Below are 23,063 nucleotides of genomic sequence, written 5' to 3' on the forward strand. Positions count from 1 at the left end.
CCCGATCAGGCGGGGGTGAACGTGTCCCAGAGCGCCTTGCGCACCGGGGCGGCCGACTCGGTCCAGTCGAAGTCGGGCGCGGTGAAGGTGATCGAGTAGGCCTGCCCCTCGGCCGTCACGTAGCGCGTGACCCGGTGCACGGTCACCTCGCTCGAGTTCGTGTACGTGTACTCCCACTCCGCGGCCGGCCAGCGATAGGACGTCTCGCCGAGCCGGATCTGGGTGTAGTCGGGGTGGTCGTCGACCTTCAGGTTCTGCTCGGCGGCCACAAGAGCGGCCTGCCCGCCGTCGGCGATCTTCCGTACCGTGATGCTCTGCCCGCTGTCGGCCGGCCCGGAGAACGTGACGGTCTCCCCTTTGACCGACGCCGTCCAGTCCTTGGGCACCGCGAGCGAGATCCCGGCCTCCGTGTGCGTCCGGTAGCCCTTCGGCGCCTGGGCGGCCGACGGCTGACGGGCGCCGGGGGAGGTGGCCGCGGCGGAGACGGCGGCGCGCCCCTCGGCCGCCCTGTCCCCGGCGTCATCGGGCAGGAGGGTGAGCAGCAACGTGACGACCACGGCGATGACGGCGATCGCGGCCACCGCCACGAGGACCATCGAGGAACGGGACGCCTGCTTGCGCGGCGGCTCGGACGTCTCCTTGCGCCTGCGCCCGACGCCGGGCGTGGAGCGCCGGGCGGGGGTCTCGGCCGGGGGCTCGGCGAGGCTCCCCGGGGTGCCGGAACCTCCGCCGGGCGAGCCGAGGTCGCCGAAGCCGCCGAGGCTCGCCAGATCGCTCAGGCCGCCTGGAGGGGCGGACGAGGCCGATGCGAAGGCATCCCACACCGGGGCCTCCCACGCCGGGGTCGCCGGAGTGGGGGCGGCCAGCGGGGCCGGGCCCTGCGGCGGCGTCCCGGGGGCCTGAGCGTCGGAGGACCGCGTTCCGGGGGTCTGCGCGCCCTGTGCGTGCGTTCCAGGGGAGTGCGTTCCAGGGGAGTGTGCTCCCGGCGTCTGCGCTCCGGGGGTCTGCGCTCCGGGGGTCTGGGTTCCGGGGGTCTGGGTTCCGGGCGTCTGGGCGTCGTCGGGATGCATGGGCACGCGGACGGGCCCCGAGGGGGTCTCGATGATGCGCGAGGGAAGCGGCCCGGACGGCAGGTCCAGCGGCGGCAGCAGCCCGGCCGGGGTGGAGTCCTGCGGGGTCGGCACCGAGGTCGGAGAGCCCGGGCGGCCGGACACGGCCGCGCCGTGACTGTGCAGGACCCCCTCCAGCATCTCGGCGACCTGCGCGGCCGGCAGCCGGTCCGCCGGGTTCTTGCGCAGCAGGCCGTCGATGACGGGGAGCAGCGCGCCGGCCCGCTGCGGCCGGTTCGGCTCCTGCGTGAGCACGGCGCCGAGCACGGCGACCGCGTCGGGTCCTTCGTACGGCGGCCGGCCCTCCACCGCGGCGTACAGCGTCGCGCCGAACGACCAGAGGTCGGCGGCGTGGGTGACCGGACGGCCGCGCAGCCGCTCCGGCGGGATGTAGGCGGGAGAGCCCATCAGCAGCCCGGTCTGGGTGATGCTGACGTCCCCCTCGATCGCCGCGATCCCGAAGTCGGTGAGCACCACGCGGTCGCTGGTGAGCAGCACGTTGCCCGGCTTGACGTCCCGGTGCAGGATGCCGGCCGCGTGGGCGTGGCGCAGCGCGTCGAGCACCCGCACGCCGATCTCGGCGGCCTGCACCACGGGCAGCGGCCCGCTCTGCCGTACGGCCTGCTCCAGCGACCAGGCGCGGACCAGCTCCATGACGATCCAGGGCCTGCCGTCCTCCTCGACCACGTCGTGGACGGTGACGATGCCGGGGTGGCTGAGCCGGGCAGCCGAGCGCGCCTCCCGGAGCATGCGCCGGTGCGCGGCCTGCATGCCGGCGTCGTCGAGACCGAACGGGAGCATCAGCTCCTTGACCGCCACATCACGGTCGAGCAGTACGTCGTGGGCGTGCCACACCATCCCCATGCCGCCCCGGCCCACGGGAGACAGCAGCCGGTAACGCCGTCCGATGAGGCGGCCCTGCCCCACTGGACCGAGCAGGCGATCGGTCGTCATCAGAAATGGTCCCCAATTCACCGCCGGAATTTCCGAGGCCGACCACCGATACTAGAGTCAAAGGGCGGTCAAGGGGAATCGAGGCCCCCGGCCAGCGCTTCCAGCGCGGCGGAGAACGCCTCGGCGGGCGGGCTCACCAGCCCCGCGCCCACCTGCCCGGTTCCGGCCACACGCCCGGCGATCCCGGTGTTGACGACCGGCAGCAGCCCGGTCCGCGCCACCAGCGTGACGTCGATCCCGACGGGCGTTCCGCGGAATCCGAGACCGGGGATCTGGTACGCCGGATGCTCGGCCAGCGTGATCTCGTACATCGAGGTCGTGGCCGCCACCGCGTCGGCGACGTCGCCGCCGACGAACCGCACGATCGCCGGGGCCGCCGCCATCGCGAACCCGCCCAGCCCGGTCGTCTCTGTGATGGTGGAGTCGCCGATGTCGGGGTTGGCGTCGTCCGGGCCGTACGCGCCGAGGTAGAGGCCGTCCGGCACCCCGGCGGGGCCGGTGAACCACCGGTCGCCGAGCCCCGATATCTGAATCCCGAAATCGGTTCCGTTGCGCGCCATCGCCACGACGAGGCTGGAGCCGGGAACGTTCCTGGCCGCGTCCGCGCTCACTTTCGCCGCCGCCATTCCCGCATTGAGGAAGAAATGATCATTTCCGTTGATGAAACGGAGCACCTCGGCGGCCCGGTCCGGCGCGGCCTCCACCACGGCGGGGGCGATCTCACGGACCAGCAGGGAGGTCGCCGCCCGGTTCCGGTTGTGCAGCTCGTCGCCCATCTGCAGGGCCTGCGCGATCAGTGTACGCAGGTCGATCGGCCCGCACCGCTCCAGCGCCGCCCGGAGCACCGGCCCCAGCACCTCGCCCATCCAGCGGAGCCGGTCGATCACCTCGGGGCCGTACGCGCCGTACCGCAGCACCTTGCCCAGGCCCTCGTTGAGCGAGCAGTACGCGGTGCCCCCGTGCTCGTCGTCGGCGATCTCCAGCATCCACATCGACGGGCTGACCAGGCCGGCCATCGGCCCGACCGTGCGGTGATGGTGACAGGAGTCGAGGGTGACGCCGGTGCCGGCTCCCGCGCCCCCGTCCGGTCCGCCGCCGGCCGCCAGGGCGACCTCGGCCTCCTCCGGGGTCCGGGCCAGCCCCTCGAACAGCATCGCGCCGATCAGCGCGCCCCGCATCGGCCCGGAGGCCCGGTCCCAGGTGATCGGCGGGCCGGCGTGGAAGAACGTGCCCGGCTCCAGGCCGAGGACCTCGCGGGCCGGCCGGACGCCGACGAGCATCGGCCTGGCCGACAGCAGCCTGCCGACGGCGATCTCGTTGGCGCGCTCGCGGCGCGGGTCGGCCAGCACCCTCGCCAGGAGGCCGGCGGAAACCCCGGCCATCGGGGGACGCCAGTCCACCCCGGTCCTCGGTACGGCCTGCCGGTCCAGGGACTCGGCGAGGATCCCGGCCCCCACGGTGATCACGTGGGGCTCGCCGGTCAGCATCGAGAGGGTCATCGCTTCCTCCGGTCAGGGTACGGCCAGGCGCGCGGCGTGCCGGGCCGCCGCCGCGTTGGAGGTGAACACGGCGGCCCCGGCCTCGTTGAGCCGGGCGGCCTGGGCGCGCAGGCCCTGCGGGTCGCCGTCGGTGCCGACGAGCGCGACCACCGCGGCCACGCCCCGGCCGACGGCCCGCGCGAGCGCGGGCGCCAGCGATGCGGCCGGGTCGGGGTCGGCGCCGTGGCCCAGCACGACGTCGAGCAGCACGACGCCACGGTCCACGGCGGCGAGCGCCTCCAGGCGCAGCGCGGGGTCGATCATCGGGTGGGCGCGGCCCCGGGTGTACTCGTCCGCGCCGAAGTCGACGAACCGCGCTGTCTCGAAGCCGGGGGGCTGGTCCGTCCCGGAGCCGGGGGGCCGGTCCGTCCCGAGCATCGCCCGGACGATCAGCTCAGCCTCGGTGCACAGCGTGCCGCCCGAATAGAGCCCGTGCAGCGGGCCGCCGCCCTGTGCCGCCTGAGAAGCCTGTGCCGCCTGAGAAGCCTGTGCCGCCTGAGAAGCCCGTGCCGCCTGAGAAGCCTGTGCGGTCTCAGAGGCTTGGGGGGCCGGCCAGTGCGGCCACTCGGGGACGGGGAGGCCGAGCGCGCTCAGCGCCTTCTCCGCCGCCGCCGTCAGGTCGTCCTGCCCCGGCCCGAGCAGCGCGGTGACGACCGGCTTGGCGAGACCCCCGTCGCCGAAGACACAGTCCCGTACGGCCCGGGCCACCTCGGGGGCGGGCGGTTTGGAGATCAGCACGATGAGCTCGGTTGCGGGGTCGGCGTCGAGCGCGCGCAGGGCCTGGACGGTGGAACGCCCGCCGACCTCGGCGGACAGATCGCGCCCGCCCACGCCGAGCACGTGGCCGACCCCCACCCCGGCGAGGTCGAGCAGGCACGTCACCTGCTGGGCGCCGGTGCCGGAGGCGGCCACCACGCCGACCGGGCCGGGCCGCAGCACGTTGGCGAAGCCCAGGCCGGCACCGCCGATCACCGCGGTGCCGCAGTCGGGGCCCATCACGAGGACGCCGCGCTCGCCCGCGCGGTCCTTGAGCAGGATCTCCTGATCGACGGGCATGTTGTCGCTGAAGACCATGACCGACAGCCCGGCCTCGACCGCGTCCATCGCCTCGGCGAAGGCGTGCTCGCCGGGGACGCTCACCAGGGCCACGGTCGCCTCTGCCGACCTCGCCGCCGAGCGCGTGGTGCGGGGGAGCGCGCCGGGCCCGGCCGCGCCGGATCCGGATCCGGCCGCCCGCTCGGAGAGCTGAAACTCCAGGTCGGCGGCGGCCGCCGCCAGTTCGTCCCCGTCCCCGGCCCTGATCGCGATCAGCAGGTCTCCGGGCGTCGCGGTGGCCGGTACGGCGAAGCCGAGGTCGCGCGCCATCTCGACGTTGAGCCCCGTCGCCATCGCGACGAGGGCCACGCTCACACCAGGCCGTGCGCTCAGCGCCCGGCTCACGCGCATCAGGCTCACCGAGTCGCGGTAGACCCCGGCGCGCACTTCCACCAGATCGTTCAAGAACGCTCCCTCTGGGACAGGACGGCGGACAGGCCGATGCGGATGCCCAGCAGCATGTCGGCGCCCGAGGTGTGGCCGAGGCGCAGCAGACGGTGGATCGCCGGCCGCAGCGGCTGGAGACCGGTGATGCCGCGCAGCACCCCCACCACCTCGGGACCGGCCTGGCCGTGCGCCGCGCAGTGGAGCAGGGTGGCCGAGATCGGCGTCGTGCGGGCGCGTGCGTCGTAGGTCACCGCGGCCGCGAGCCAGTCGGCCAGCCACACGGCGCCGGGCGCGTTCGCCGCCCGGCCCAGGTGCCGCAGCGTGACCAGCAGCCCCGACAGCATGTCGTCGCCGCTCGGGGTCAGCCCCGGGCCCAGCCCGATGAGCCCCTCCGCGGCCGTGACCCCGTCGACCAGGGATCCGGCCAGGCAGCCCCGCGCCAGCAGGGCCGGCGCACCGGCCGGGTCAAGTCCCGGCCGTCGGGGCGACCTGGTGCCGATCTCGTCGAGCACGGCCAGGGCGGCGGGCAGCCGTGCCGGGTCGGCGGCGCCCAGCGGCGGCGCCGGATCCCACCATCGGCGGATTCCGATCTCCAGCGCGCCCACCCCGACGGCCCCGTCGCCCGCCCAGCCCTCGTCTCCCGGCGAGATCCCGGCCAGCGGTTCGCCAAGCACGACGGCGTTGGGCAGCCGGCTGGCCTCCCCGGTCACGACCGCGATGACGTGCGGCTCGGTCTCGCTCCTGACCTCCAGGTAGACCGCGAGCGGGAAGGCGGCCAGCACGCGGGCGGGCCGGCGCGGCGACTCCAGCGTGGGGCGCAGGGCGGCACTCGCCGCCCCGGCCACCCGCGTCACCCTCCGAGTGCGCGTGCCAACGGTCACCGGACCTCCCCACCCAGTCGGTCGTCTGCTGCCGACGCTAAAGCGCCGTCGGCGGGGCACGTACGGAGAAAGATGCCAACAGTGCGGCGAATGCTTGGCTCTTCCTGACAGGAGGGTCTTCGGGCACAATCTGCCCATGAAGAACGACCCGGCCCCCCCGGCGATGCGGCTGGCCAGCACCGGAACGATCCTGTACGGAGTGTCGGTCGGCGAGGTGCTCGGGGTGTCGACCCTCGCGGAGGCACGGCTGATCGCGGGCGGCGGCGGCCTCGACCGCATCGTCCAGCGGCTCAACGTCATGGAGGTGCCCGACATCCTCGCCTGGGTGAAGCCGCACGAGCTGCTGCTCACCACCGGCTACCCGCTGCGCAACACCCCCCAGTCGCTGGACCGCCTGGTGACCGACCTCGACGAGCGGGGCCTGTCCGCCCTGGCCATCAAGCTCGGGCGCTACCTGGACGAGCTGCCCGGTGAGATGGCCGAGCAGGCCGACCGGCTCGGCTTCCCGCTGATCCTGCTCCCCAACGACGTCGCCTTCGACGACATCCTCAACCAGGTGCTCACCGACATCCTCAACCGCCAGGCCGCGACCCTCGCACGCACGGAGGAGGCGCACCGCGCACTCGTGCAGATCGTGCTCGCCGGGGGCGGAATGCGCGAGGTGGCCGCCGAGGTGGCCGGGCTGCTCCAGGTGGCCGTGGCCCTGATCGACGCCTCCGGCCGGATCCTCGTCACGGCCGGCGAGGCGGAGCAGGTCGCGATGCTGCGCGAGGACCTGGCCGCGCTGCGCGAGGGCCGGGCCTCCGGCGGCGAGCACTGCACCGCCGTGCCCGTGGTCGCCGGGGGCCACCATCACGGCAAGATCGTCGCGTACGCCGCCGCCGGCCCCCTCTCCCCCAGCGACATAGGAATCCTCGAACGCGCGGCGACCGTCGCCGCCCTGGTCATCACCCGGCAGGAGGCGGTCACCGCGGTCGAGAGCAAATATCGCGCCGACTTCCTCAGAGACGTGCTCACCGGCCGCGGCGGAACCAGGGTGGCCGAGCGGGCCAGGGCGTTCGGATGGGACCTCGAACGCCGGGTGAGCGTGGTCGTGGCCGAGATCGACCCGGAGACCGACGAGCGGCCGGTGCAGGACCGGATGCTCGCCGCCTGGCAGTCCGCTGTGCGCCGGCACGACCCGCGCGCCGCCGTCGCCGGGTTCTCGCACGAGGTGGTCGCGATCGTCGGGGCCGCGGTCGACACGACCAGGCTCGCCCGCGACGCGCTCGCCGCGGTCTCCGACGGCACGTTCTCCACCGGGTTCAGCCGCGTCGCCGAGGGCCACGACGCGATCCCGGCGGCGTACGGCCAGGCGCTGAAGGCCGCGCGGGTGGGCCGCCAGCTCCACGGCGCCGGGGCGGTCGCGCACTTCGACGAGCTGGGCGTCTACCGGCTGCTCTCGCTGGTGAGCGACACCGGCGAACTGCACGCGTTCGTGCGCGAGACGCTGGGCTCACTCGCCGGGGACGACGACGCGGAGAACGCCGACCTGCGGCGCACCCTGCAGATGCTGCTGGACACCAACCTCAACGTCGCGGAGACCGCACGCAGGCTGCACTTCCACTACAACACGCTCCGCTACCGCATCGGGAAGCTGGAACGCATGCTGGGCAACTTCACCGAGGACGCTCATCTCCGGCTCAATCTCACGCTGGCTCTGCACGTACTGCGTATGCGGGGCATCTGAGTTTGGCAGATCATGCCCATGTCTATGTGGTCGGCCAGACCTAAAGTGCCCCAAACGGTCGAGTGCGGGTGGCCGCCGGCCCATGGCCCGTTACCCCGAAGGGGCTACATATGGCTCTGAAATGGAAAGTACACGGCGACGGGAGAAATCTCGCGCCGGGTGAAGTAGTCAAGCCCGACGAGCGTCTGAGCTGGCCGCGCACGGTCGGCATCGGCGCCCAGCACGTCATCGCGATGTTCGGCGCCACATTCGTGTTCCCCCTCGTCATGGGACTCGACCCCAACGTCGCAGTGATGATGTCGGGTGTCGCGACGATCATTTTCCTGCTCATCGTGCAGGGCAAGATCCCCAGCTATCTCGGCACGTCGGCCTCGTTCGTGGGCGGCGTGGTGGCGATCCGCGCCGCCGGGGGCGACAGCGCCTCGGTCACCGGCGCGATCCTCGTCGTCGGCGTGGTGGTGGTCGCCATCGGCGTGGCGATCCACTTCCTCGGCGTCCAGATCATCCACCGGCTGTTCCCGCCGGTGGTGACCGGCGCGGTGGTCATGCTGATCGGCTTCGGCCTCGCCTACGTGGTGGCCGACGTCTACTGGCCCCAGGACCCCTGGATCGCCCTGATCACGATGATCGCGACCTTCCTGATCATCGCGCTCTTCCGCGGGTTCCTCGGCCGGGTCGGCGTCCTGCTCGGACTGGTCTTCGGGTACGCCGTGTCCTGGATCGCCGACGTGGTCTTCGGGAACATCACCGCCTTCAACGCGGGCACCGGCGAGGTCGACACCCATCCCCGGGTGAGCTTCCAGAGCGTGATCGACGCGGACTGGATCGGACTGCCGAACTTCCACGCGCCGTCCTTCCAGGTGTCGGCGGTCGTGCTCGTGCTGCCCGCGGTGATCGCCCTCGTCGCGGAGAACGTCGGCCACGTCAAGGCCGTCGGCGAGATGACCGGCACCGACGTCGACCCCCAGATGGGCAAGGCGATCGCGGCCGACGGCGTCGGCACCGTGCTCGCCAGCGCGGTCGGCGGCTCGCCGACCACCACCTACGCCGAGAACATCGGTGTCATGGCCGCCACCAGGGTGTACTCGACCGCCGCCTACTACGTCGCGGCGGTCATCGCGATCCTGTTCGGTCTGTGCCCGAAGTTCGGCGCGCTCATCGCCGCCACGCCCGGCGGCGTGCTCGGCGGCATCACGGTCATCCTCTACGGCATGATCGGCCTGCTCGGCGCGAAGATCTGGATCGAGAGCCGGGTGGACTTCGCCGATCCGATCAACATGCTGCCGGTCGGCGCGGGCGTCATCCTCGCCATCGGCCCGGTCACCCACCACGTCACCGACGACTTCTCACTCGCCGGCATCGCGCTCGGCACCATCGTGGTACTTGGTGGATATCACCTGCTCCGCGCCATCGGGCGCGGACCGGCGAAGGAGGCATCCGGTGGACAGAGCGGAGTGCGACGGGATCCGGAACAGGACCCGGCGACCGGCTGAGCCCTGGCAGATTGAGCTGGGGCCGGTCGAGCCAAGGGTCGCGAACCGGTGAAACCGTCTCCGTTCGACTATCACGCTCCGGCCGGCCTGGACGAGGCGCTCGACGTCCTCGCCCGGGTCGGCCCGGACGGCGGCAAGGTCCTGGCCGGCGGCCAGAGCCTGATCCCGCTGCTCAACATGCGGCTGGCCGCGCCGGCGCACCTCGTCGACATCAACCGGGTGGCCTGCCTGGACACGATCGAGGCCGGGCCGGAAGGCGTCCGCGTGGGCGCGCTGGCCCGGCACGCCGCCGTCGAGCGGTCCCGCCCGGCGGCGGCCGTGCAGCCGCTGCTCGGCCAGGCGCTGCGGCTGGTCGCCCATCCGGTGATCCGCAATCGGGGGACCGTGGTCGGCAGCCTCGTCCACGCCGACCCCTCCGCCGAGATGCCCGCCGTCCTGGCCCTGCTCGGAGGTTCCGTACGGCTCGCGCACCGGGGCGGCGAGCGCGAGGTGGCGGCGTCGGAGTTCTTCACCGGGCCGATGGAGTCGGCCGCTGCGCCGGGGGAGCTCGCCGTCTCGGCGTTCTTCCCGGCGCTGCCGCCGTGGTCGGGCACGGCGTTCCACGAGGTGGCCAGGCGGCACGGCGACTACGCGATGGCCGGGGTGGCCGCCGTCGTGACGCTGGACGAGGACCTCCGCGTCGCGGCGGCCCGGGTCGCCTGCATCAGCGTGGGGCCGGTCCCGATGGTCGTGGACGTCACGGCGGCCTGCGGCGGCCGCCCGGTCGCCCCCGCGGGCCGGACCGTGCCGGGCCGGAGCGGGCCGGACTGGGACGGGGCGGCGGCGGCCGTACGCGACCTGATCGAGCCGGAGGACGACATCCACGCGACCGCCGACTACCGCCGGCATCTCACCGGCGTGCTCGCCGTACGGGCACTGCGCGATGCCGCCGAGGGAGTGGCCGCCGAGGGAGTGGCCGCCGAGGGAGCCGCCGCCGCGTGGGCGGCCGGTGAGGGAGAGAGATGAATCACCCGATCACGCTGACCGTCAACGGCGTTCTGCGGGAGGCGACGGTGCCGGCGCGGCGGCTGCTGTCGGACTGTCTGCGCCACGACCTGGGCCTGACCGGCACCCACGTGGGCTGCGAGCACGGGGTGTGCGGTGCTTGCACGGTGCTGCTGGACGGTGAGCCGGTCCGCTCGTGCCTGATGTTCGCGGTGACCGCGGACGGCCACGAGATCACCACGGTCGAGGGGCTCGCGGCGGCCGACGGCGCGCTGTCGCCGGTGCAGCGGGGCTTCGCCGAGTGCCACGGCCTGCAGTGCGGCTTCTGCACCCCCGGCTTCCTGTGCACGGTCACCGCCTTCCTGCGCGAGAACGCAGCGCCCACCGACGAGGAGGTGGTCGAGGCGATATCCGGGAACCTGTGCCGCTGCACCGGCTACCAGAACATCATCAAGGCGGTCCACCGCGCCGCCGAGATCCAGGCCGAGACTCAGGGCGGGGAGGCGGGCCGGTGACGACCAAGCTGTTCGGGGAGCCGGTCAGGCGGCGCGAGGACGCCCGGCTCATCACCGGCCGGGGCCGCTACCTCGACGATCTCGGCGCCGACGCGCTGGCCGTCGCCTTCGTCAGATCGCCGCACGCCCACGCCCGGATCCGCGACATCGACGTCTCGGCCGCCCTCGACGTGGAGGGACTGGTCGCGATCTACACCTGGGAGGATCTGCCGGGCGCGCTGGCCGAGCCGCTGCCGCTGCTGATCCCGCATCCCGCGCTGACGCACGGCCGCACGGCCTACCCGCTCGCCCGCGAGATCGTCAGGCACGTCGGGGAGCCCGTGGTCATGGTCGTCGCCCGCGACCGCTACCTCGCCGAGGACGCCTGCTCGCTGATCCGCGTCGACTACGAGATGCGCAAGCCCGTGGTGGGGGTGGAGGAGGCGGCCGAGGCCGTACACCTGGTGCACGAGGACGTGCCGGGCAACGTCGGGGCGCACCTCGTCCAGGAGGTGCCGTCGGCCGACGGGCGCTCGGCGCGTGAGGCCATCGAGACCGCCCCGCACACGCTCACGTTCCGGCTGGACGTCGAGCGCAGCGCCTGCATGCCGCTGGAGGGCAAGGGCGTGTACGCCCGCTGGGACGCCGACGACCAGTCGCTGCGCGTCTACTCCTCCACGCAGTCGTCCACCAGCGTGCGGATGGCGATCGCGGCCAAACTGGGGCTGCCGCTGCCCAAGGTCGAGGTCATCGCGCCGGACGTGGGCGGCGGTTTCGGCGTGAAGATCGTCCACCCGTGGCCGGAGGAGGTCCTGATCCCGTGGGCGGCCCGGCTGCTCGGCCGTGAGGTCAAGTGGACCGAGGACCGCCGGGAGCACTTCGTCTCCTCCTCGCACGAGCGGGGCCAGGTGCAGTTCGTCCGGGTCGGCTTCGACGACGACGGCCGCGTCCTCGGCCTCGACGTGAACATCCTGCACGATCACGGCGCGTACACGCCGTACGGAATCATCGTGCCGATCATCACCTCCACCCAGCTGCTGGGGCCGTACAAGATCGGCGCCTACCGGGTGGAGTTCTCCTCGATCTACACCAACACCGTGCAGGTCACGCCGTATCGGGGCGCGGGGCGCCCGCAGGGCGTGTTCTGCATGGAGCGGACGATGGACCGGATCGCCGCCCACCTCGGCCTGGACCGGACCGAGGTCCGCGCGGCCAATCTCATCCAGCCCGACGAGTTCCCCTACGACCAGGGACTGATCTTCCAGGACGGCCGGCCGCTGATCTACGACAGCGGGAACTACCCCGAGGCGCTGCGGATGCTGAAGGAGCTCATCGGCTGGGACTCCTTCCCGGAGATGAAGGCCGCCGCCGCGGCCGAGGGCCGGACGATCGGCATCGGCCTCGCCTGCTACGTCGAGGGCACCGGGGTCGGGCCGTACGAGGGCGGCCACGTGCAGGTGACCTCCGACGGCAGGGTCCACGTGTCGACCGGCCTGACGTCCCAGGGGCAGGGGCACGAGACCGTGTTCGCCCAGATCGCCGCCACCGAGCTCGGCGTGCCGATCGAGAACGTGTCGGTCGTCACCGGCGACACCCGGCGGTTCGGCTACGCCGTGGGCACCTTCGCCTCACGCGCGGCGGTGATGAGCGGCAACGCCATCGCGCTGGCCTGCCGGAAGGTGCGCGAGAAGGCGCTGCGGATCGCGGCCGACGCGCTGGAGGCCGACCCACGCGACCTGGAGATCACCGACGGGGTCGTCCACGTGGCGGGCACGCCGTCGGCGTCGATCCCGCTGGCGACCGTCGCCGTACTGTCCAACCCGCTCAGGTACGCCTTCGACGAGGAGGCGCAGCGGGCCACCCAGTTCGCCGGAGGCCCGTCGTCCATGGACCGGCCGCCCGTCGAGGAGGGAACAGAGCCCGGCCTGGAGGGCAGGGACTACTACTCGCCGATCCGGTCGACGTTCGCCTGCGGCATGCACGCGGCGATCGTGGAGACCGACCCGCTGACCGCCGAGATCGAGATCCTCAGGTACGCCGTCGTCCACGACTGCGGGCGGCTCATCAACCCGATGATCGTCGAGGGGCAGATCCACGGGGGCGTGGCTCAGGGGGTCGGCGGCGCGCTCTACGAGAAGATGGCCTACGACGAGCACGGCCAGCTGCTCAACGCGTCGTTCATGGACTTCCTGATGCCGTACGCCACCGAGGTGCCGCGCATCGAGACCGCCCACCTGGAGACGCCGTCGCCGCTCAACCCGCTGGGCATCAAGGGCGCGGGCGAGGCCGGGGTGATCCCGGTCTCCGCCGTCATCGCGGCCGCCGTCGAGGACGCCGAGGGCATCCGCATCGACAGGATGCCGATCTCCCCCTCCGACCTCCACCACCTGCGCCTGGAAGCGGGGTGAGCCGGCGGGCCCGCCGATGAGGACGGTGTCGCCGGGAGAACGGGTTCGCCGCAGAACCCGTCGTGATCGGCTCCTCTGATCAGGAGATTCCGGCGGTGGTGAGGCGCTTGCGGAACACCCAGTACGTCCAGGCCTGGTAGGCGAGCACGCCGGGCAGGGCGAGCAGGCCGATCCAGGTGAGGACGGTCAGCGTGTAGGAGGCCGAGGCCGCCTCCGCGACGGTGAGACCCGGCAGCGGCGCCCGCCACAGCGCGCCGAAGAGCGCGGCCGTGGCCAGCGTGATGAACGCGGTCGTGGCGGCGAAGGCCGCGCCCTCCCGACGCCGGCCGATCAGTGCGACACCCGCGGCGAGCGCCGCCGTCGCCGCTGTCGCCGCGGCCCACGTCCACGGTGCGGCCGCCGCGTCGGCGACGGCCGGCAGCGCGAGCACCGCCAGCGGCACCGCGCCCGCAGCGGCGAGCAGGGCGGCCCGCCGGGCCCGGGCGCGTACCGGCCCGGCCGTCTTGAGCGAGAGGAACACCGCGCCGTGCAGCACGGCGACCGACAGCGACAGCGCGCCCCCGATGACGGTCGCGGCGGCGGTGCCGCGTACGACATGACCGAAGATCGCGCCCCACAGGAACGCGCTCAGCACGCTGCCGGTGAAGATCCCGGCGTCGCACAGCGCGGCCTCCCGCCGGGAGGCGACCTTGCCCCGCCACTCCAGGCCGACGCCGCGCGCGATGAGACCCACGACGACCAGGAAGAACGGCAGGTAGTAGCCGCTGAGCAGGTCCGAGTACCAGACCGGGAACGCGGCGAACATCGCGCCGATCGCGGTGATCACCCACACCTCGTTGCCGTCCCACACGGGCCCGATCGTGCCGATCATCTGCCTGCGCTCGGCATCGCCGCGCGACAGCACGGGCAGCAGCGCGCCCACCCCGAAGTCGAATCCCTCCAGGACGAAATAGCCGGTCCAGAGGAACGCGATCACTATGAACCAGAATGTGACCATTGTCTGCTCCTCAGTACATGAGCGTGGGCGTGAGCCGCGCCTTGCCCGGCTCGGTCTCCGCGGGGGTGGGCGCGGGCTGTTCCGGCCGCCGGCCGGGCCGGTCCTCCGGTCCCGCCTTGATGTGGCGCACGAGCAGCGCGCCCTCGGCGACGGCGAGCAGGCCGTACAGGACCGTGAAGACGGCCAGGGAGATCGCCACCTCGGTGAGGCCGACGTCGGGTGACACGCTCGCCGCCGTCAGGAGCTCGCCCTGCACGGTCCAGGGCTGGCGGCCGATCTCGGAGAGCAGCCAGCCCGCGGTCACCGCCAGCGTCGGCAGCGGGAGGGCCAGCACGCACACGCGGGCGAACCAGGCCGGGACCACCTGCGCCGTCGTACGGCGCCGCCCGCGCCCGCGCCGGGTGAGCCACAGGCCGAGCGCGGACAGTCCCACCGTCGCCATCCCGAAGCCGATCATCACGCGGAACGACCAGTAGATCACCGGGAGGTTCGGCGTGTAGTCGGCCGGGCCGAACCGCTGCTCGTAACGTGCCTGGACGTCGTCCACCCCCTGGACGACGGCGTCCGGATCGTGCGTGGTGAGGAGGCTGAGCAGGCCGGGCACCTCGACGCCCGGCACGATGGTGAACGCGGCGCCGGCCGTGTCGTGCCGCAGCCCCTCGGCCGCGGCGAGCTTCATCGGCTGCTGCTCGTGCAGGAGCCGCGCGGACATGTCGCCGCTCGCCGTGACCACGACTCCGGCGATCGCGGTCATCACGAGCGCGCCGCGCAGCGCGGTACGCCACATGGGGGAGCGCCGGGCCTGCTCGGCGGAACCGCGCTCGCGCAGGAGGCGATATCCGGCGACGGCGAGGACGAAGCCGCCGGCGACGACGAACGCCGCGCCGACCACGTGGGGAACCTGGGCGAGCGCCGTGGAGTTGGTCAGCACCGCCCACAGGTCGGTCATCCTGGCCCGCCCGTCGATCACCTCGTAGCCGACCGGGTGCTTCATCCAGGCGTTGGCGGCGAGGATGAAGTAGGCCGACACGTTCGACCCGATGACGGCGGCCCACAGGCAGGCGAGGTGCACCCGCTTGGGCAGCCGGTCCCACCCGAAGATCCACAGCCCGAGGAACGTCGACTCGAGGAAGAACGCGAGCAGTGCCTCCATCGCCAGCGGCGCCCCGAAGACGTCGCCGACGAAGGTGGAGTACTCACTCCAGTTCATCCCGAACTGGAACTCCTGCACGAGCCCGGTGACCACGCCCATCGCGAAGTTGATCAGGAAGAGCTTCCCGAAGAACCTGGTGAGGGCCAGGTAGTGGTCCTTGCCCGTACGGTGCCAGGCGGTCTGCATGGCGGCGACGAACACGCCGAGACCGATCGTCAGAGGCACGAAGAGAAAGTGGTACACGGTGGTGACCCCGAATTGCCACCGTGCCAGGTCCAGCGCGTCCATGTTCCCTCTCACAGAGCTCTACAGCTCGTAGTTCTATCGTAAGTAGTACTACGGCTTGTAGAGCATCTTGTCGCGTCGTGAGGGGTGCGATCCTCGTCACAGCCGGGCGGCCTCGCCGTTCCCCCTGCCCGGCATGCCGAGTCGGGGTCGCCCGGTCCGGCGAGATCCGGGGCGTCCGCCCCGCCGCGCTCAGGAGACGGGCACTCCGCCCGCCTTCAGATAGGCGCCCAGGTCGCCGATCTCGAACCCACGCCGCTTGATCTTGGCGACCAGGACGCGGAAGTCCCCGGCCAGGCCGGGCCGGAAGTGCAGCAGCAGGATGTCACCCGGGCGCAGCCGCTTGTCCGGCACCTGATAGGCGATCTTTCCCTCCGGCTGGACGGTCGCGGTCCACATCACCAGGGCCTTGATCCCGCACTCGCGGGCCGCCCGGGTGGTGTCCCCGTTGTAGTTGCCGAACGGCGGCCGGAACAGCGCCGGGCGCCGGCCGACCTCCCGGCGGATGAGCGTGCTCATCCCGCAGATCTCCGCCTTCTGCCGCTCGTAGCCGAGGGTGCGCAGGTTGGGATGGGTGAGGGTGTGGCCCTCGATGGGCGCACCGGCGTCACGCAGCTCGCGGAAGTAGTCCCAGCCGCCGGCGCCCATGTACCGTCCTCCGCCGGAGGCGGCGTCGGGCGAGCCCTTCGCCTCGACCGCGTCCCGCATGGCGAACACCGTGATCGGGATGCGCTGATCGCGCACCTGCCGCAGGAACCCGGGGTCCTGCTCCCACCCGTCGTCGATGGTCAGGAAGACGACCTTCCGCTTCGTGGGAATGCTGCTGATCACCGGCACCCCGCCCGCGGGCACCGGGATCCGGCCGACCTCGCCACGCCGGGGGAGCCCGGTGCGCGGCGGCGGCGAGACGCGGGCCGCCGGGGATTCGACGTCCGCCGGGCCCGGCGACTTCGGCGCAGCCGGTGACTCCGCGCTCGTGACGCCGCCGCAACCGGCGGCGAGGGTGAGTCCCGCGATCAGGCATGTCAATCGTCGTCTGCCTTTCATAACCGGCCATCCTGGCCCAAGTTCGGCTCAAATGGATCATTCGGTTTTCTCCGACATCGCCGAAGAGACCTGACGAGGGCCCACGAGAGCGGTAAGCAGATGTTGCCGTTCTCGCAGATGCCGGTGATTGTTTAGGGTGCTCGGCATCGGAGGTGGCCATGAAGGTCGTGGGCAGTGCACTGCTCTGTGTGGATCGCAAGCGGGTCTGGGACGCCCTGCGGGACCCCGGCGTCCTGGTGCGGACGATCCCCGGCTGCGAGCGGCTGGAGGAGACCGGCGAGGACGTCTACAGGATGACGGTGACGGCCGGCGTCGCCTCGTTCAAGGGCGTCTACCAGGGAGAGGTGGCCCTCGCGGAACCCGAGGAGCCGGAACGGTTCGTGCTGCGCGCCCACGGCCAGGGGGCCCCCGGCACCGTCGAGGCCACGGTCCAGGTGCGGCTCAGCGAGGCCGAGGGCGGCACCCGTGTCGACTACGAGGCGGAGGCCGTGGTCGGCGGCATGATCGGCGGTGTGGGCCAGCGCATGCTCGGCTCGGTGGCCAAGCGTACGGCCGGGGAGTTCTTCTTGGCCGTCGAACGTCATCTCCTGTCCGGGCCGGTCGCCGAGCCCGCCGCCGAGCTCGCCGGGCTCGCGGAGGCGGCCGCCGCCGTACCGGCCGCAGCGCAGGCCCGCGAGGAGAGCCCGCTGGTCTTCACCCGGCCACGCGACACGGGCGACACGCGTGCGCGCGGCGCCTCCTGGCCGGTCCTCGCGGCGTTCGGCATGGGCGCGGGCATCGCACTCGGCAGCGCCGTCATCGGCTGGGTGCTCGGCCGCCAGGGCCGCCACAGGTGATCCGGTAGGGGGGAAGGCGGGAATCACGTGGCTTCCCGCCTTGTTCGACTGTTCTATGAAGGTCGAGATCTTTTCTGACGTCGTCTGCCCGTGGTGCTACATCGGGCATCGGCGCCTGGCGAAAGCCGTACGGCTCTATGAGGGCGAGGTCGAGGTCGTCCAGCGCCCCTTCGAGCTCGCCCCGGACGCGGTCTCCAACGGAGAGCCGGTGCGGATCGCGCTCGCGCGCAAGTTCGGCGGGCCGGATCGGGTGGCGCAGATGACGCGCCGGGTGACCGAGGTGGCCGTTGCGGACGGTCTCGAACTGAACTTCGATCGGGCGATCCACGCCAACACGTTCGAGGCTCACCGGCTCATCTGGCTGGCCGGACGCGCCGGACGTGACGGTGCGATGGCCGACCGGCTCTTCCGTGCGCACTTCACGGAGGGGCTCGACGTCGGAGACCCCGCCACCCTCGCGAAACTCGCTGCGGAGGTCGAGGTCGAGGACACCGGCGAGGGAGCGGAGCAGGTGCGTGCCGAGCTGGCCCGTGCCCGGACGCTGGGCATCAGCGGGGTCCCGCTGTTCCTGTTCGAGGACCAGTTCGCCGTTTCCGGCGCGCAGCCGGTCGAGACCTTGGTCGCCGCGCTCCACGAGGTCCGGGCACGGACGGCCGTCGCGTCGGCCCAGAACGGGGGCGACGGCTGCGACGACGGATTCTGCGCCGTGTGACCTTCGGCGGTGGCAGGGAATGACGACGGGATGCGGATTATTCGGCAGAGTGCGCCGGTTCTGCGGATCGGTCCGGACAGGTAGACACTGAGCATGCCCAGCAGCGTCCGCATCGGGGTCGACACCGGAGGCACGTTCACCGACGTGGTCCTCGTCGACGAGGAGACCGGTCAGATCATCACGACCAAGACCCCATCGACTCCTGCCGATCCCGCAGAGGGGTTCATGGCAGCCGTGCACAAGGTGCTGGAGGCCCACGGCGCCTTTCCACCCGGCGAGGCCACCGGCCCCGACATCGACGGCAGCGCGCCCCGGATAATCGACACGGCCGCGATCGTGCACGGCACGACCGTGGCCACGAACCAGCTCCTGGAGGATCGCGGCACCGCCGGCCTCGGGTTCGTCACCACCGAGGGCTTCGAGTTCATCCTGGAGATCGCCAGGCAGAGCGTGCCGGACGGCTACGGCAACTCCTACTTCTGGGTGAAACCGCCGAGGATCGTCCCGGCGCACCGGGTCAAGACGGTGGGCGGACGGCTCGACCACCTCGGCCGGGAGGTCCGGCCGTTCGACGAGGAGCAGGCCGCGAAGGCGGCCCGCTGGTTCAGAGACCGCGGCATCACCGCGATCGGGGTGTGCTTCCTGCACTCGTACGCCGACCCGTCGCACGAGCGGCGGATGCGCGAAGTGCTGGAGCGGGAGCATCCCGACGCGGTCGTGTCGCTGTCGAGCGACGTCCTGCGGGAGTACCGGGAATACGAGCGTTCTGTCACCACGCTGGTCGACGCGGCCGTCAAGCCGATCATGCGGCGGTACATCGCCAACCTGTCGCAGCGGCTCGGCCGCGGGTTCTCGGTCATGAAGAGCAACGGCGGAGTGCTGTCGGCGGCCGAGGTCGTGCACCAGCCGATCACCACGGTCCTGTCCGGCCCGGCCGCCGGAGCCCTCGGCGCGGCCCTGATCGCCGGCGTCGGCGGCCACTCCGGAGCCATCACACTCGACGGCGGCGGCACCTCCACCGACGTCGCGGTGATCGTCGACGGTGAGCCGTCCCTGACCACAGAGGGCACCATCGGCCGCTACCCGTGCAAGATCCCCATGATCGACATCGTGACGGTGGGGGCCGGCGGCGGCTCGATCGCCTGGGTCTCGCCGGAGGGGACGCTCAAGGTCGGGCCGAGATCGGCCGGCGCCGACCCCGGCCCGATCTGCTACGGCAAGGGCGGCACCGAGGTCACCGTCACCGACGCCCACGTCTACCTCGGGCGGGTGCCCCCGCACCTGCTCGGCGGCGAGATCTCCCTCGACGTCGCGGCCGCACGCTCCGGCATCGAGGCGCTGGCCGGCAAACTCGGCCTGACCCCCGAGCGCTGTGCCACCGGCATCCTGGAGATCAGCGCGTTCAACCAGTCGAACGCCATCCGCCAGATAACCGTCAAGCGCGGCCTCGACGTGCGGGACTTCCCGATGGTCGCCTTCGGCGGATCCGGGCCGCTGCTGGCCTGCTCGCTGATCGACATCCTCGGGCTGCGCGCCGCGATCGTCCCGCCCGACCCCGGCAACGTCTCGGCGTTCGGCCTGCTCACCGTCGACGTGAAGAACGACTATGTCCGTACGCAGGTGTCCCGCGACCCCTCACCCGAGTCCCTGGGGGAGATCTTCGCCGAGCTGGAGGCCGAGGCCGCCGCGGCGCTCACCCGTGAGGGCTTCGCCGACCACGTGTACGCGCGCACCGCCGATCTGCGTTACTTCGGTCAGGCGTACGAGGTGCGGGTGGCCGCCCCCGACGGCCCGGTGGACGAGGCGTGGCTCGCCACCGTTACCGAGCGGTTCCACGCCGAGCACGAGCGGCTCTACGGGTACGGCTACCGCGACGATCCGCGGCACGCCGTCGAATGGGTCAACCTCAGGGTGTCCGGCATCGGCCCGATCACCCGCCCCACGATCGCGAGGTTGCCGCGCCAGGAGGACGAGCCCAGCCCGGTGAGCACCCGCGACGTGTTCTACGAGCAGTGGGGGCGCACGGTCATCTACCGCCGTGCCGACCTCGGCGCCGGCGCCGTGGTGAGCGGCCCTGCCGTCATCGAGGAGTACGGCTCCACCCTTCCGGTGCATCCCGGATTCACCGCGACCATGGACGACTTCGGCAACCTGCTGGTGGTGAGCGATCTGTGAACGGCACTGCCGACCCCATCCTCGTGGAGATCGTCGAGGGCACCCTCGCCTCCGTCGAGATGGAGGTGGAGACCGCGATCGCGCGGACCGCCAGGTCGCCGATGATCCGCGACGCGCACGACTTCCGGGCCGGCATCCACGACGTACGGCTGCGCAAGCTGACCGGCCGGTCCTACTCGGCGCTGGTGCAGCCGATCGTGCGGGACTTCCCGATCGAGACGATGCGGCCGGGCGACGTCTTCTTCCACAACGACGTCTACCTGTCCGAGGGCGGCATCGGACACCTGCCCGACCTGTGCGTCACCGTACCGGTGTTCCACGCGGGCGAGGTCGTGGCGTTCGTCCAGGCGTTCGGCCACCACGACGACATCGGCGGCGCCGTACCCGGATCGATGCCCTCGCACGCGCGCAGCGCCTTCGAGGAGGGCCTCATGGTCCCCCCGATCAAGCTGTGGGACGGGGGGATGCCCAACCGCGCCGCGCTGACGATCATGACGCGTAACTCCCGGATGCCCGACTCGCTCGCCGGCGACCTCGACGCGGAGTGCTCGGCCTGCCTCATGGGCGCACGCCGGCTCGGCGAGCTGTTCGACCGGTACGGCAGGCAGGCCGTCGAGAACTGCTTCGACGCGATCATCTCGAAGACGACAGAGACCTTCCGCCGCGAACTGCTGGCGAAGATCCCCGAGGGTGTGCACGTCTGGGAGGACTACGCCGAGCACGACGGCGTGGACGAGCCCCGGCTGCACACCCAGCGGATCACGCTGACCGTCGACCACGCCGCAGAGGCGCCGCTGACCATCGACTTCACCGGCACCTCACCCCAGGCCAAGGGACCGATCAACCATGCGGGCGACTACGCCGACGGGGTCTTCCTGAAGAAGTGGCTGGCCCCGATCCTGCGCAACCTCGCCGACACGCCGGAGCGGATGGCCGAGCTGGACGTCAACGAGGGCGTCGTGCCGCTGATCAAGATGGTCTTCCCGGAGAAGGGCACGCTGCTCACGCCGATCTTCCCGGCGCCGACCAACGCCCGCACGTTCGTCATCCTGCGGCTGCTGGGCGTGCTGGCCGGGGTGCTGGCCAAGGCGACCGGCGGCCGGATGCCCGCCGATCAGGAGACCATTCGCTACACCGGTGTGTACGGAGACTCCGACGACGGTCCGTACCTCATGCGCGAGGTGCTGGGCGGCGGTTCCGGCGGCCGGTGGTACGCCGACGGGGAGGACACGATCCACGTCGTGCCGGACTCGCGGAACATCCCGGTCGAGTTCGCCGAGGCCCGCTGGCCGCTGCGGGTCGAGCGTCTGGGGCTGGCCGTCGACAGCGGCGGCCCGGGGGAGTTCCGGGGCGGCCTCGGCTACGACAAGCACATCCGCATGCTGCGCGACGCGTCGTTCATGTCGATCGCGGACCGGTCGATCCTGTCCTGCTGGGGCGTGAACGGCGGCCGGGCCGGGCGGCCCTTCGTCGTCACCGTCGACGGGGAGGAGATGGAGGGCCTGGTCGACGACTTCCCGGTCGAGGCCGGAGACATCGTCAGGGTCCGCACCACCGGGGGCGGCGGCTGGGGCTCGCCGTACGACCGCCCGGCCGAACGGGTCGCGGCCGACGTGCGCGACGGCAAGGTCTCCTATGAAGGCGCCCGGGATGACTACGGCGTCGTGCTGTCGGGCCCGCGGGACGACCTGCGGATCGACGCGGAGGCGACCGAGCGGCTGCGGGCCGAGCTGCGCGCCGCCGTACCGGAGGACACCCCGTTCTTCGACCGCGGCCCCGGCTACCCCCGCCTGTCCGGCGGCCTCCCCTACGCCGAGGTGGACACGGTCTGACCCGGCCCGAGCGACGGACGGCGTCACTCCTCGGCGAACACGATCACATTCCTGTCGGCCCGGAGCCTGGATTCCGGTCCCTCCGGGTCGCGGACGATGAGGATCGGAACTCCTTCGGGAACGCCGAGCGCGCGGCGTTCCTCCGGCGAGGGCATCCGAGCGGCGACTCCGGAACATCACTGTACGCATCGATCGTCATGCGTCATGGCTAGACAGGGGCTCGTCCGGTCATAGCCATGGCTACGTCAAGACGTCGCCATATCCAGATGTATGTCTGGCCGACCGCCGGCATCGGATGGTGATGAATCGACTTCGGATCGTAATCATCCATGTCATGCTTGGAGCGCCAACCGACCGGGTGAGAAGGGGGCGGGGATGACCGCGCGGAACTACTATGCCAGGACCCATGACGGCTACCGCGTCGACGATCCCTCGCCTGTGGCGCTCGCCGTATTGATCGACGAACTGAACCATGTGGACAACACGTTCATGACCGTCCAGCCCGACCGGGCCGGCGTCGGCTGGCGCGCGACGGTGTCGCTGCGGCGTGACGAGGCCTACGAGATCCTCTTCCGGGACGAGTCGGGGAGGGCCCACGAGGTCCGCACCCTCACCGCCTCCGACGCGGTCGTGAGTGCGTTGACCCGGTGGCTGGCCGCCCGCGTCCCCGACGCGACCGGCTGATCGGGACCGTCCGGATGATTGACCGCGGCGACTGTGGGTAACCGTATCCGGATAAGCCGGTAAAACCGCCGGCGTACGGGGGGTGACGACACAGATGCCGTCGATCATGGAGCGGATCAGGAACTACCTGAACAGCCAGTCTGGCCGCCAGCACCGCGAGAAGGCCCGCGACCCGCACACGAGGCAGCGGCTACGCCATTTCGTGGACCAGTGGCGGGGACAGCGGCACCGGCACTGAGCCGCAGACCCGAGGGAAGGTGGCGCGGACGG

The 23,063-nt window shown here is 72.0% G+C and carries 19 protein-coding genes; 11 read left to right on the forward strand and 8 right to left on the reverse strand.

The window, feature by feature from the left end; all coding sequences use genetic code 11:
- Positions 1-5: 5 nt before the first annotated feature.
- From ACQP1K_RS09855 to ACQP1K_RS09870, 4 genes are all read right to left on the reverse strand, one after another.
- Complete coding sequence (locus ACQP1K_RS09855; protein WP_433500562.1) at positions 6-2,063, reverse strand: protein kinase domain-containing protein; 2,058 nt, start codon at positions 2,061-2,063, stop codon at positions 6-8.
- A gap of 68 nt (positions 2,064-2,131) precedes the next feature.
- Positions 2,132-3,562, reverse strand: a complete 1,431-nt coding sequence (locus ACQP1K_RS09860) for a DUF1116 domain-containing protein (RefSeq protein WP_433500563.1) — start codon at positions 3,560-3,562, stop codon at positions 2,132-2,134.
- 12 nt (positions 3,563-3,574) lie between these two features.
- Positions 3,575-5,101: an FdrA family protein gene (locus tag ACQP1K_RS09865; RefSeq protein ID WP_433500564.1), complete on the reverse strand. Its 1,527-nt coding sequence runs from the start codon at positions 5,099-5,101 to the stop codon at positions 3,575-3,577.
- On the reverse strand, positions 5,098-5,964 hold the full coding sequence (locus ACQP1K_RS09870) for a DUF2877 domain-containing protein (RefSeq protein WP_433500565.1): 867 nt from the start codon (positions 5,962-5,964) through the stop codon (positions 5,098-5,100). The genes ACQP1K_RS09865 and ACQP1K_RS09870 overlap by 4 nt, the downstream gene beginning before the upstream one ends.
- A gap of 136 nt (positions 5,965-6,100) precedes the next feature.
- Here ACQP1K_RS09870 and ACQP1K_RS09875 point away from each other — a divergent pair, with 136 nt between their 5' ends.
- The 5 genes from ACQP1K_RS09875 to cutA all read left to right on the forward strand — a co-directional run bounded on the left by ACQP1K_RS09875 (position 6,101) and on the right by cutA (position 13,072).
- Entirely contained in the window at positions 6,101-7,693 is a 1,593-nt protein-coding gene (locus ACQP1K_RS09875; protein ID WP_433500566.1) for a PucR family transcriptional regulator, read from the forward strand.
- A gap of 110 nt (positions 7,694-7,803) precedes the next feature.
- A complete protein-coding gene (locus tag ACQP1K_RS09880; protein ID WP_433500567.1) occupies positions 7,804-9,186 on the forward strand; it encodes a uracil-xanthine permease family protein in 1,383 nt (460 codons plus the stop codon).
- A 48-nt stretch (positions 9,187-9,234) separates the two neighbouring features.
- Positions 9,235-10,191, forward strand: coding sequence for an FAD binding domain-containing protein (locus ACQP1K_RS09885; protein WP_433500568.1), 957 nt, complete (start codon positions 9,235-9,237; stop codon positions 10,189-10,191).
- Positions 10,188-10,685 carry a (2Fe-2S)-binding protein gene (locus tag ACQP1K_RS09890; protein ID WP_433500569.1) on the forward strand — a complete coding sequence of 166 codons (498 nt, stop codon included), beginning with the start codon at positions 10,188-10,190 and terminating at the stop codon, positions 10,683-10,685. Before ACQP1K_RS09885 ends, ACQP1K_RS09890 begins: the two co-directional genes overlap by 4 nt.
- On the forward strand, positions 10,682-13,072 hold the full coding sequence (gene cutA, locus ACQP1K_RS09895) for an aerobic carbon-monoxide dehydrogenase large subunit (RefSeq protein WP_433500570.1): 2,391 nt from the start codon (positions 10,682-10,684) through the stop codon (positions 13,070-13,072). Before ACQP1K_RS09890 ends, cutA begins: the two co-directional genes overlap by 4 nt.
- 79 nt (positions 13,073-13,151) lie before the next feature.
- On the opposite strand, the gene cydB is transcribed toward cutA, so the two are convergent.
- The 3 genes from cydB to ACQP1K_RS09910 all read right to left on the reverse strand — a co-directional run bounded on the left by cydB (position 13,152) and on the right by ACQP1K_RS09910 (position 16,554).
- Positions 13,152-14,069: a cytochrome d ubiquinol oxidase subunit II gene (cydB, locus tag ACQP1K_RS09900; protein ID WP_433500571.1), complete on the reverse strand. Its 918-nt coding sequence runs from the start codon at positions 14,067-14,069 to the stop codon at positions 13,152-13,154.
- A 10-nt stretch (positions 14,070-14,079) separates the two neighbouring features.
- Positions 14,080-15,510, reverse strand: a complete 1,431-nt coding sequence (locus tag ACQP1K_RS09905) for a cytochrome ubiquinol oxidase subunit I (protein ID WP_433500572.1) — start codon at positions 15,508-15,510, stop codon at positions 14,080-14,082.
- Positions 15,511-15,699: 189 nt separating this feature from the next.
- A complete protein-coding gene (locus tag ACQP1K_RS09910) occupies positions 15,700-16,554 on the reverse strand; it encodes a polysaccharide deacetylase family protein (RefSeq protein ID WP_433500573.1) in 855 nt (284 codons plus the stop codon).
- Positions 16,555-16,712: 158 nt separating this feature from the next.
- Here ACQP1K_RS09910 and ACQP1K_RS09915 point away from each other — a divergent pair, with 158 nt between their 5' ends.
- The 4 genes from ACQP1K_RS09915 (at position 16,713) to ACQP1K_RS09930 (ending at position 22,109) form a co-directional block, all read left to right on the forward strand.
- Positions 16,713-17,390, forward strand: a complete 678-nt coding sequence (locus ACQP1K_RS09915) for an SRPBCC family protein (RefSeq protein WP_433500574.1) — start codon at positions 16,713-16,715, stop codon at positions 17,388-17,390.
- A 55-nt stretch (positions 17,391-17,445) separates the two neighbouring features.
- Positions 17,446-18,102, forward strand: coding sequence for a DsbA family oxidoreductase (locus ACQP1K_RS09920; RefSeq protein ID WP_433500575.1), 657 nt, complete (start codon positions 17,446-17,448; stop codon positions 18,100-18,102).
- Between the two features lie 93 nt (positions 18,103-18,195).
- Positions 18,196-20,277 (forward strand): hydantoinase/oxoprolinase family protein, encoded by a 2,082-nt coding sequence (locus ACQP1K_RS09925; RefSeq protein WP_433500576.1) that lies wholly within the window; start codon positions 18,196-18,198, stop codon positions 20,275-20,277.
- Positions 20,274-22,109, forward strand: coding sequence for a hydantoinase B/oxoprolinase family protein (locus ACQP1K_RS09930; protein WP_433500577.1), 1,836 nt, complete (start codon positions 20,274-20,276; stop codon positions 22,107-22,109). The genes ACQP1K_RS09925 and ACQP1K_RS09930 overlap by 4 nt, the downstream gene beginning before the upstream one ends.
- A 23-nt stretch (positions 22,110-22,132) precedes the next feature.
- Here the strand turns inward: ACQP1K_RS09930 and ACQP1K_RS09935 are convergent, their stop codons facing one another.
- A complete protein-coding gene (locus tag ACQP1K_RS09935; RefSeq protein WP_433500578.1) occupies positions 22,133-22,264 on the reverse strand; it encodes a hypothetical protein in 132 nt (43 codons plus the stop codon).
- A 220-nt stretch (positions 22,265-22,484) separates the two neighbouring features.
- Here ACQP1K_RS09935 and ACQP1K_RS09940 point away from each other — a divergent pair, with 220 nt between their 5' ends.
- Together ACQP1K_RS09940 and ACQP1K_RS09945 are read left to right on the forward strand one after the other, a co-directional pair.
- On the forward strand, positions 22,485-22,793 hold the full coding sequence (locus ACQP1K_RS09940; protein ID WP_433500579.1) for a hypothetical protein: 309 nt from the start codon (positions 22,485-22,487) through the stop codon (positions 22,791-22,793).
- Between the two features lie 82 nt (positions 22,794-22,875).
- Positions 22,876-23,031, forward strand: coding sequence for a hypothetical protein (locus tag ACQP1K_RS09945; RefSeq protein ID WP_433500580.1), 156 nt, complete (start codon positions 22,876-22,878; stop codon positions 23,029-23,031).
- Positions 23,032-23,063 lie beyond the last annotated feature (32 nt).

It is taken from the genome of Sphaerimonospora sp. CA-214678 (assembly GCF_050942215.1).
Taxonomy (GTDB): domain Bacteria; phylum Actinomycetota; class Actinomycetes; order Streptosporangiales; family Streptosporangiaceae; genus Sphaerimonospora.

What these genes read in the sequence shown, in the direction of transcription:
- ACQP1K_RS09915 (WP_433500574.1), top strand. Translation starts at nt 16,713, where the DNA reads ATGAAGGTCGTGGGCAGTGCACTGCTCTGTGTGGATCGCAAGCGGGTC.
- ACQP1K_RS09880 (WP_433500567.1), top strand. Translation starts at nt 7,804, where the DNA reads ATGGCTCTGAAATGGAAAGTACACGGCGACGGGAGAAATCTCGCGCCG.
- ACQP1K_RS09890 (WP_433500569.1), top strand. Translation starts at nt 10,188, where the DNA reads ATGAATCACCCGATCACGCTGACCGTCAACGGCGTTCTGCGGGAGGCG.
- ACQP1K_RS09875 (WP_433500566.1), top strand. Translation starts at nt 6,101, where the DNA reads ATGAAGAACGACCCGGCCCCCCCGGCGATGCGGCTGGCCAGCACCGGA.
- cydB (WP_433500571.1), bottom strand. Translation starts at nt 14,069, where the DNA reads ATGGTCACATTCTGGTTCATAGTGATCGCGTTCCTCTGGACCGGCTAT.
- ACQP1K_RS09925 (WP_433500576.1), top strand. Translation starts at nt 18,196, where the DNA reads ATGCCCAGCAGCGTCCGCATCGGGGTCGACACCGGAGGCACGTTCACC.
- ACQP1K_RS09910 (WP_433500573.1), bottom strand. Translation starts at nt 16,554, where the DNA reads ATGAAAGGCAGACGACGATTGACATGCCTGATCGCGGGACTCACCCTC.
- ACQP1K_RS09935 (WP_433500578.1), bottom strand. Translation starts at nt 22,264, where the DNA reads ATGCCCTCGCCGGAGGAACGCCGCGCGCTCGGCGTTCCCGAAGGAGTT.
- ACQP1K_RS09860 (WP_433500563.1), bottom strand. Translation starts at nt 3,562, where the DNA reads ATGACCCTCTCGATGCTGACCGGCGAGCCCCACGTGATCACCGTGGGG.
- ACQP1K_RS09940 (WP_433500579.1), top strand. Translation starts at nt 22,485, where the DNA reads ATGACCGCGCGGAACTACTATGCCAGGACCCATGACGGCTACCGCGTC.
- ACQP1K_RS09905 (WP_433500572.1), bottom strand. Translation starts at nt 15,510, where the DNA reads ATGGACGCGCTGGACCTGGCACGGTGGCAATTCGGGGTCACCACCGTG.
- ACQP1K_RS09920 (WP_433500575.1), top strand. Translation starts at nt 17,446, where the DNA reads ATGAAGGTCGAGATCTTTTCTGACGTCGTCTGCCCGTGGTGCTACATC.
- ACQP1K_RS09855 (WP_433500562.1), bottom strand. Translation starts at nt 2,063, where the DNA reads ATGACGACCGATCGCCTGCTCGGTCCAGTGGGGCAGGGCCGCCTCATC.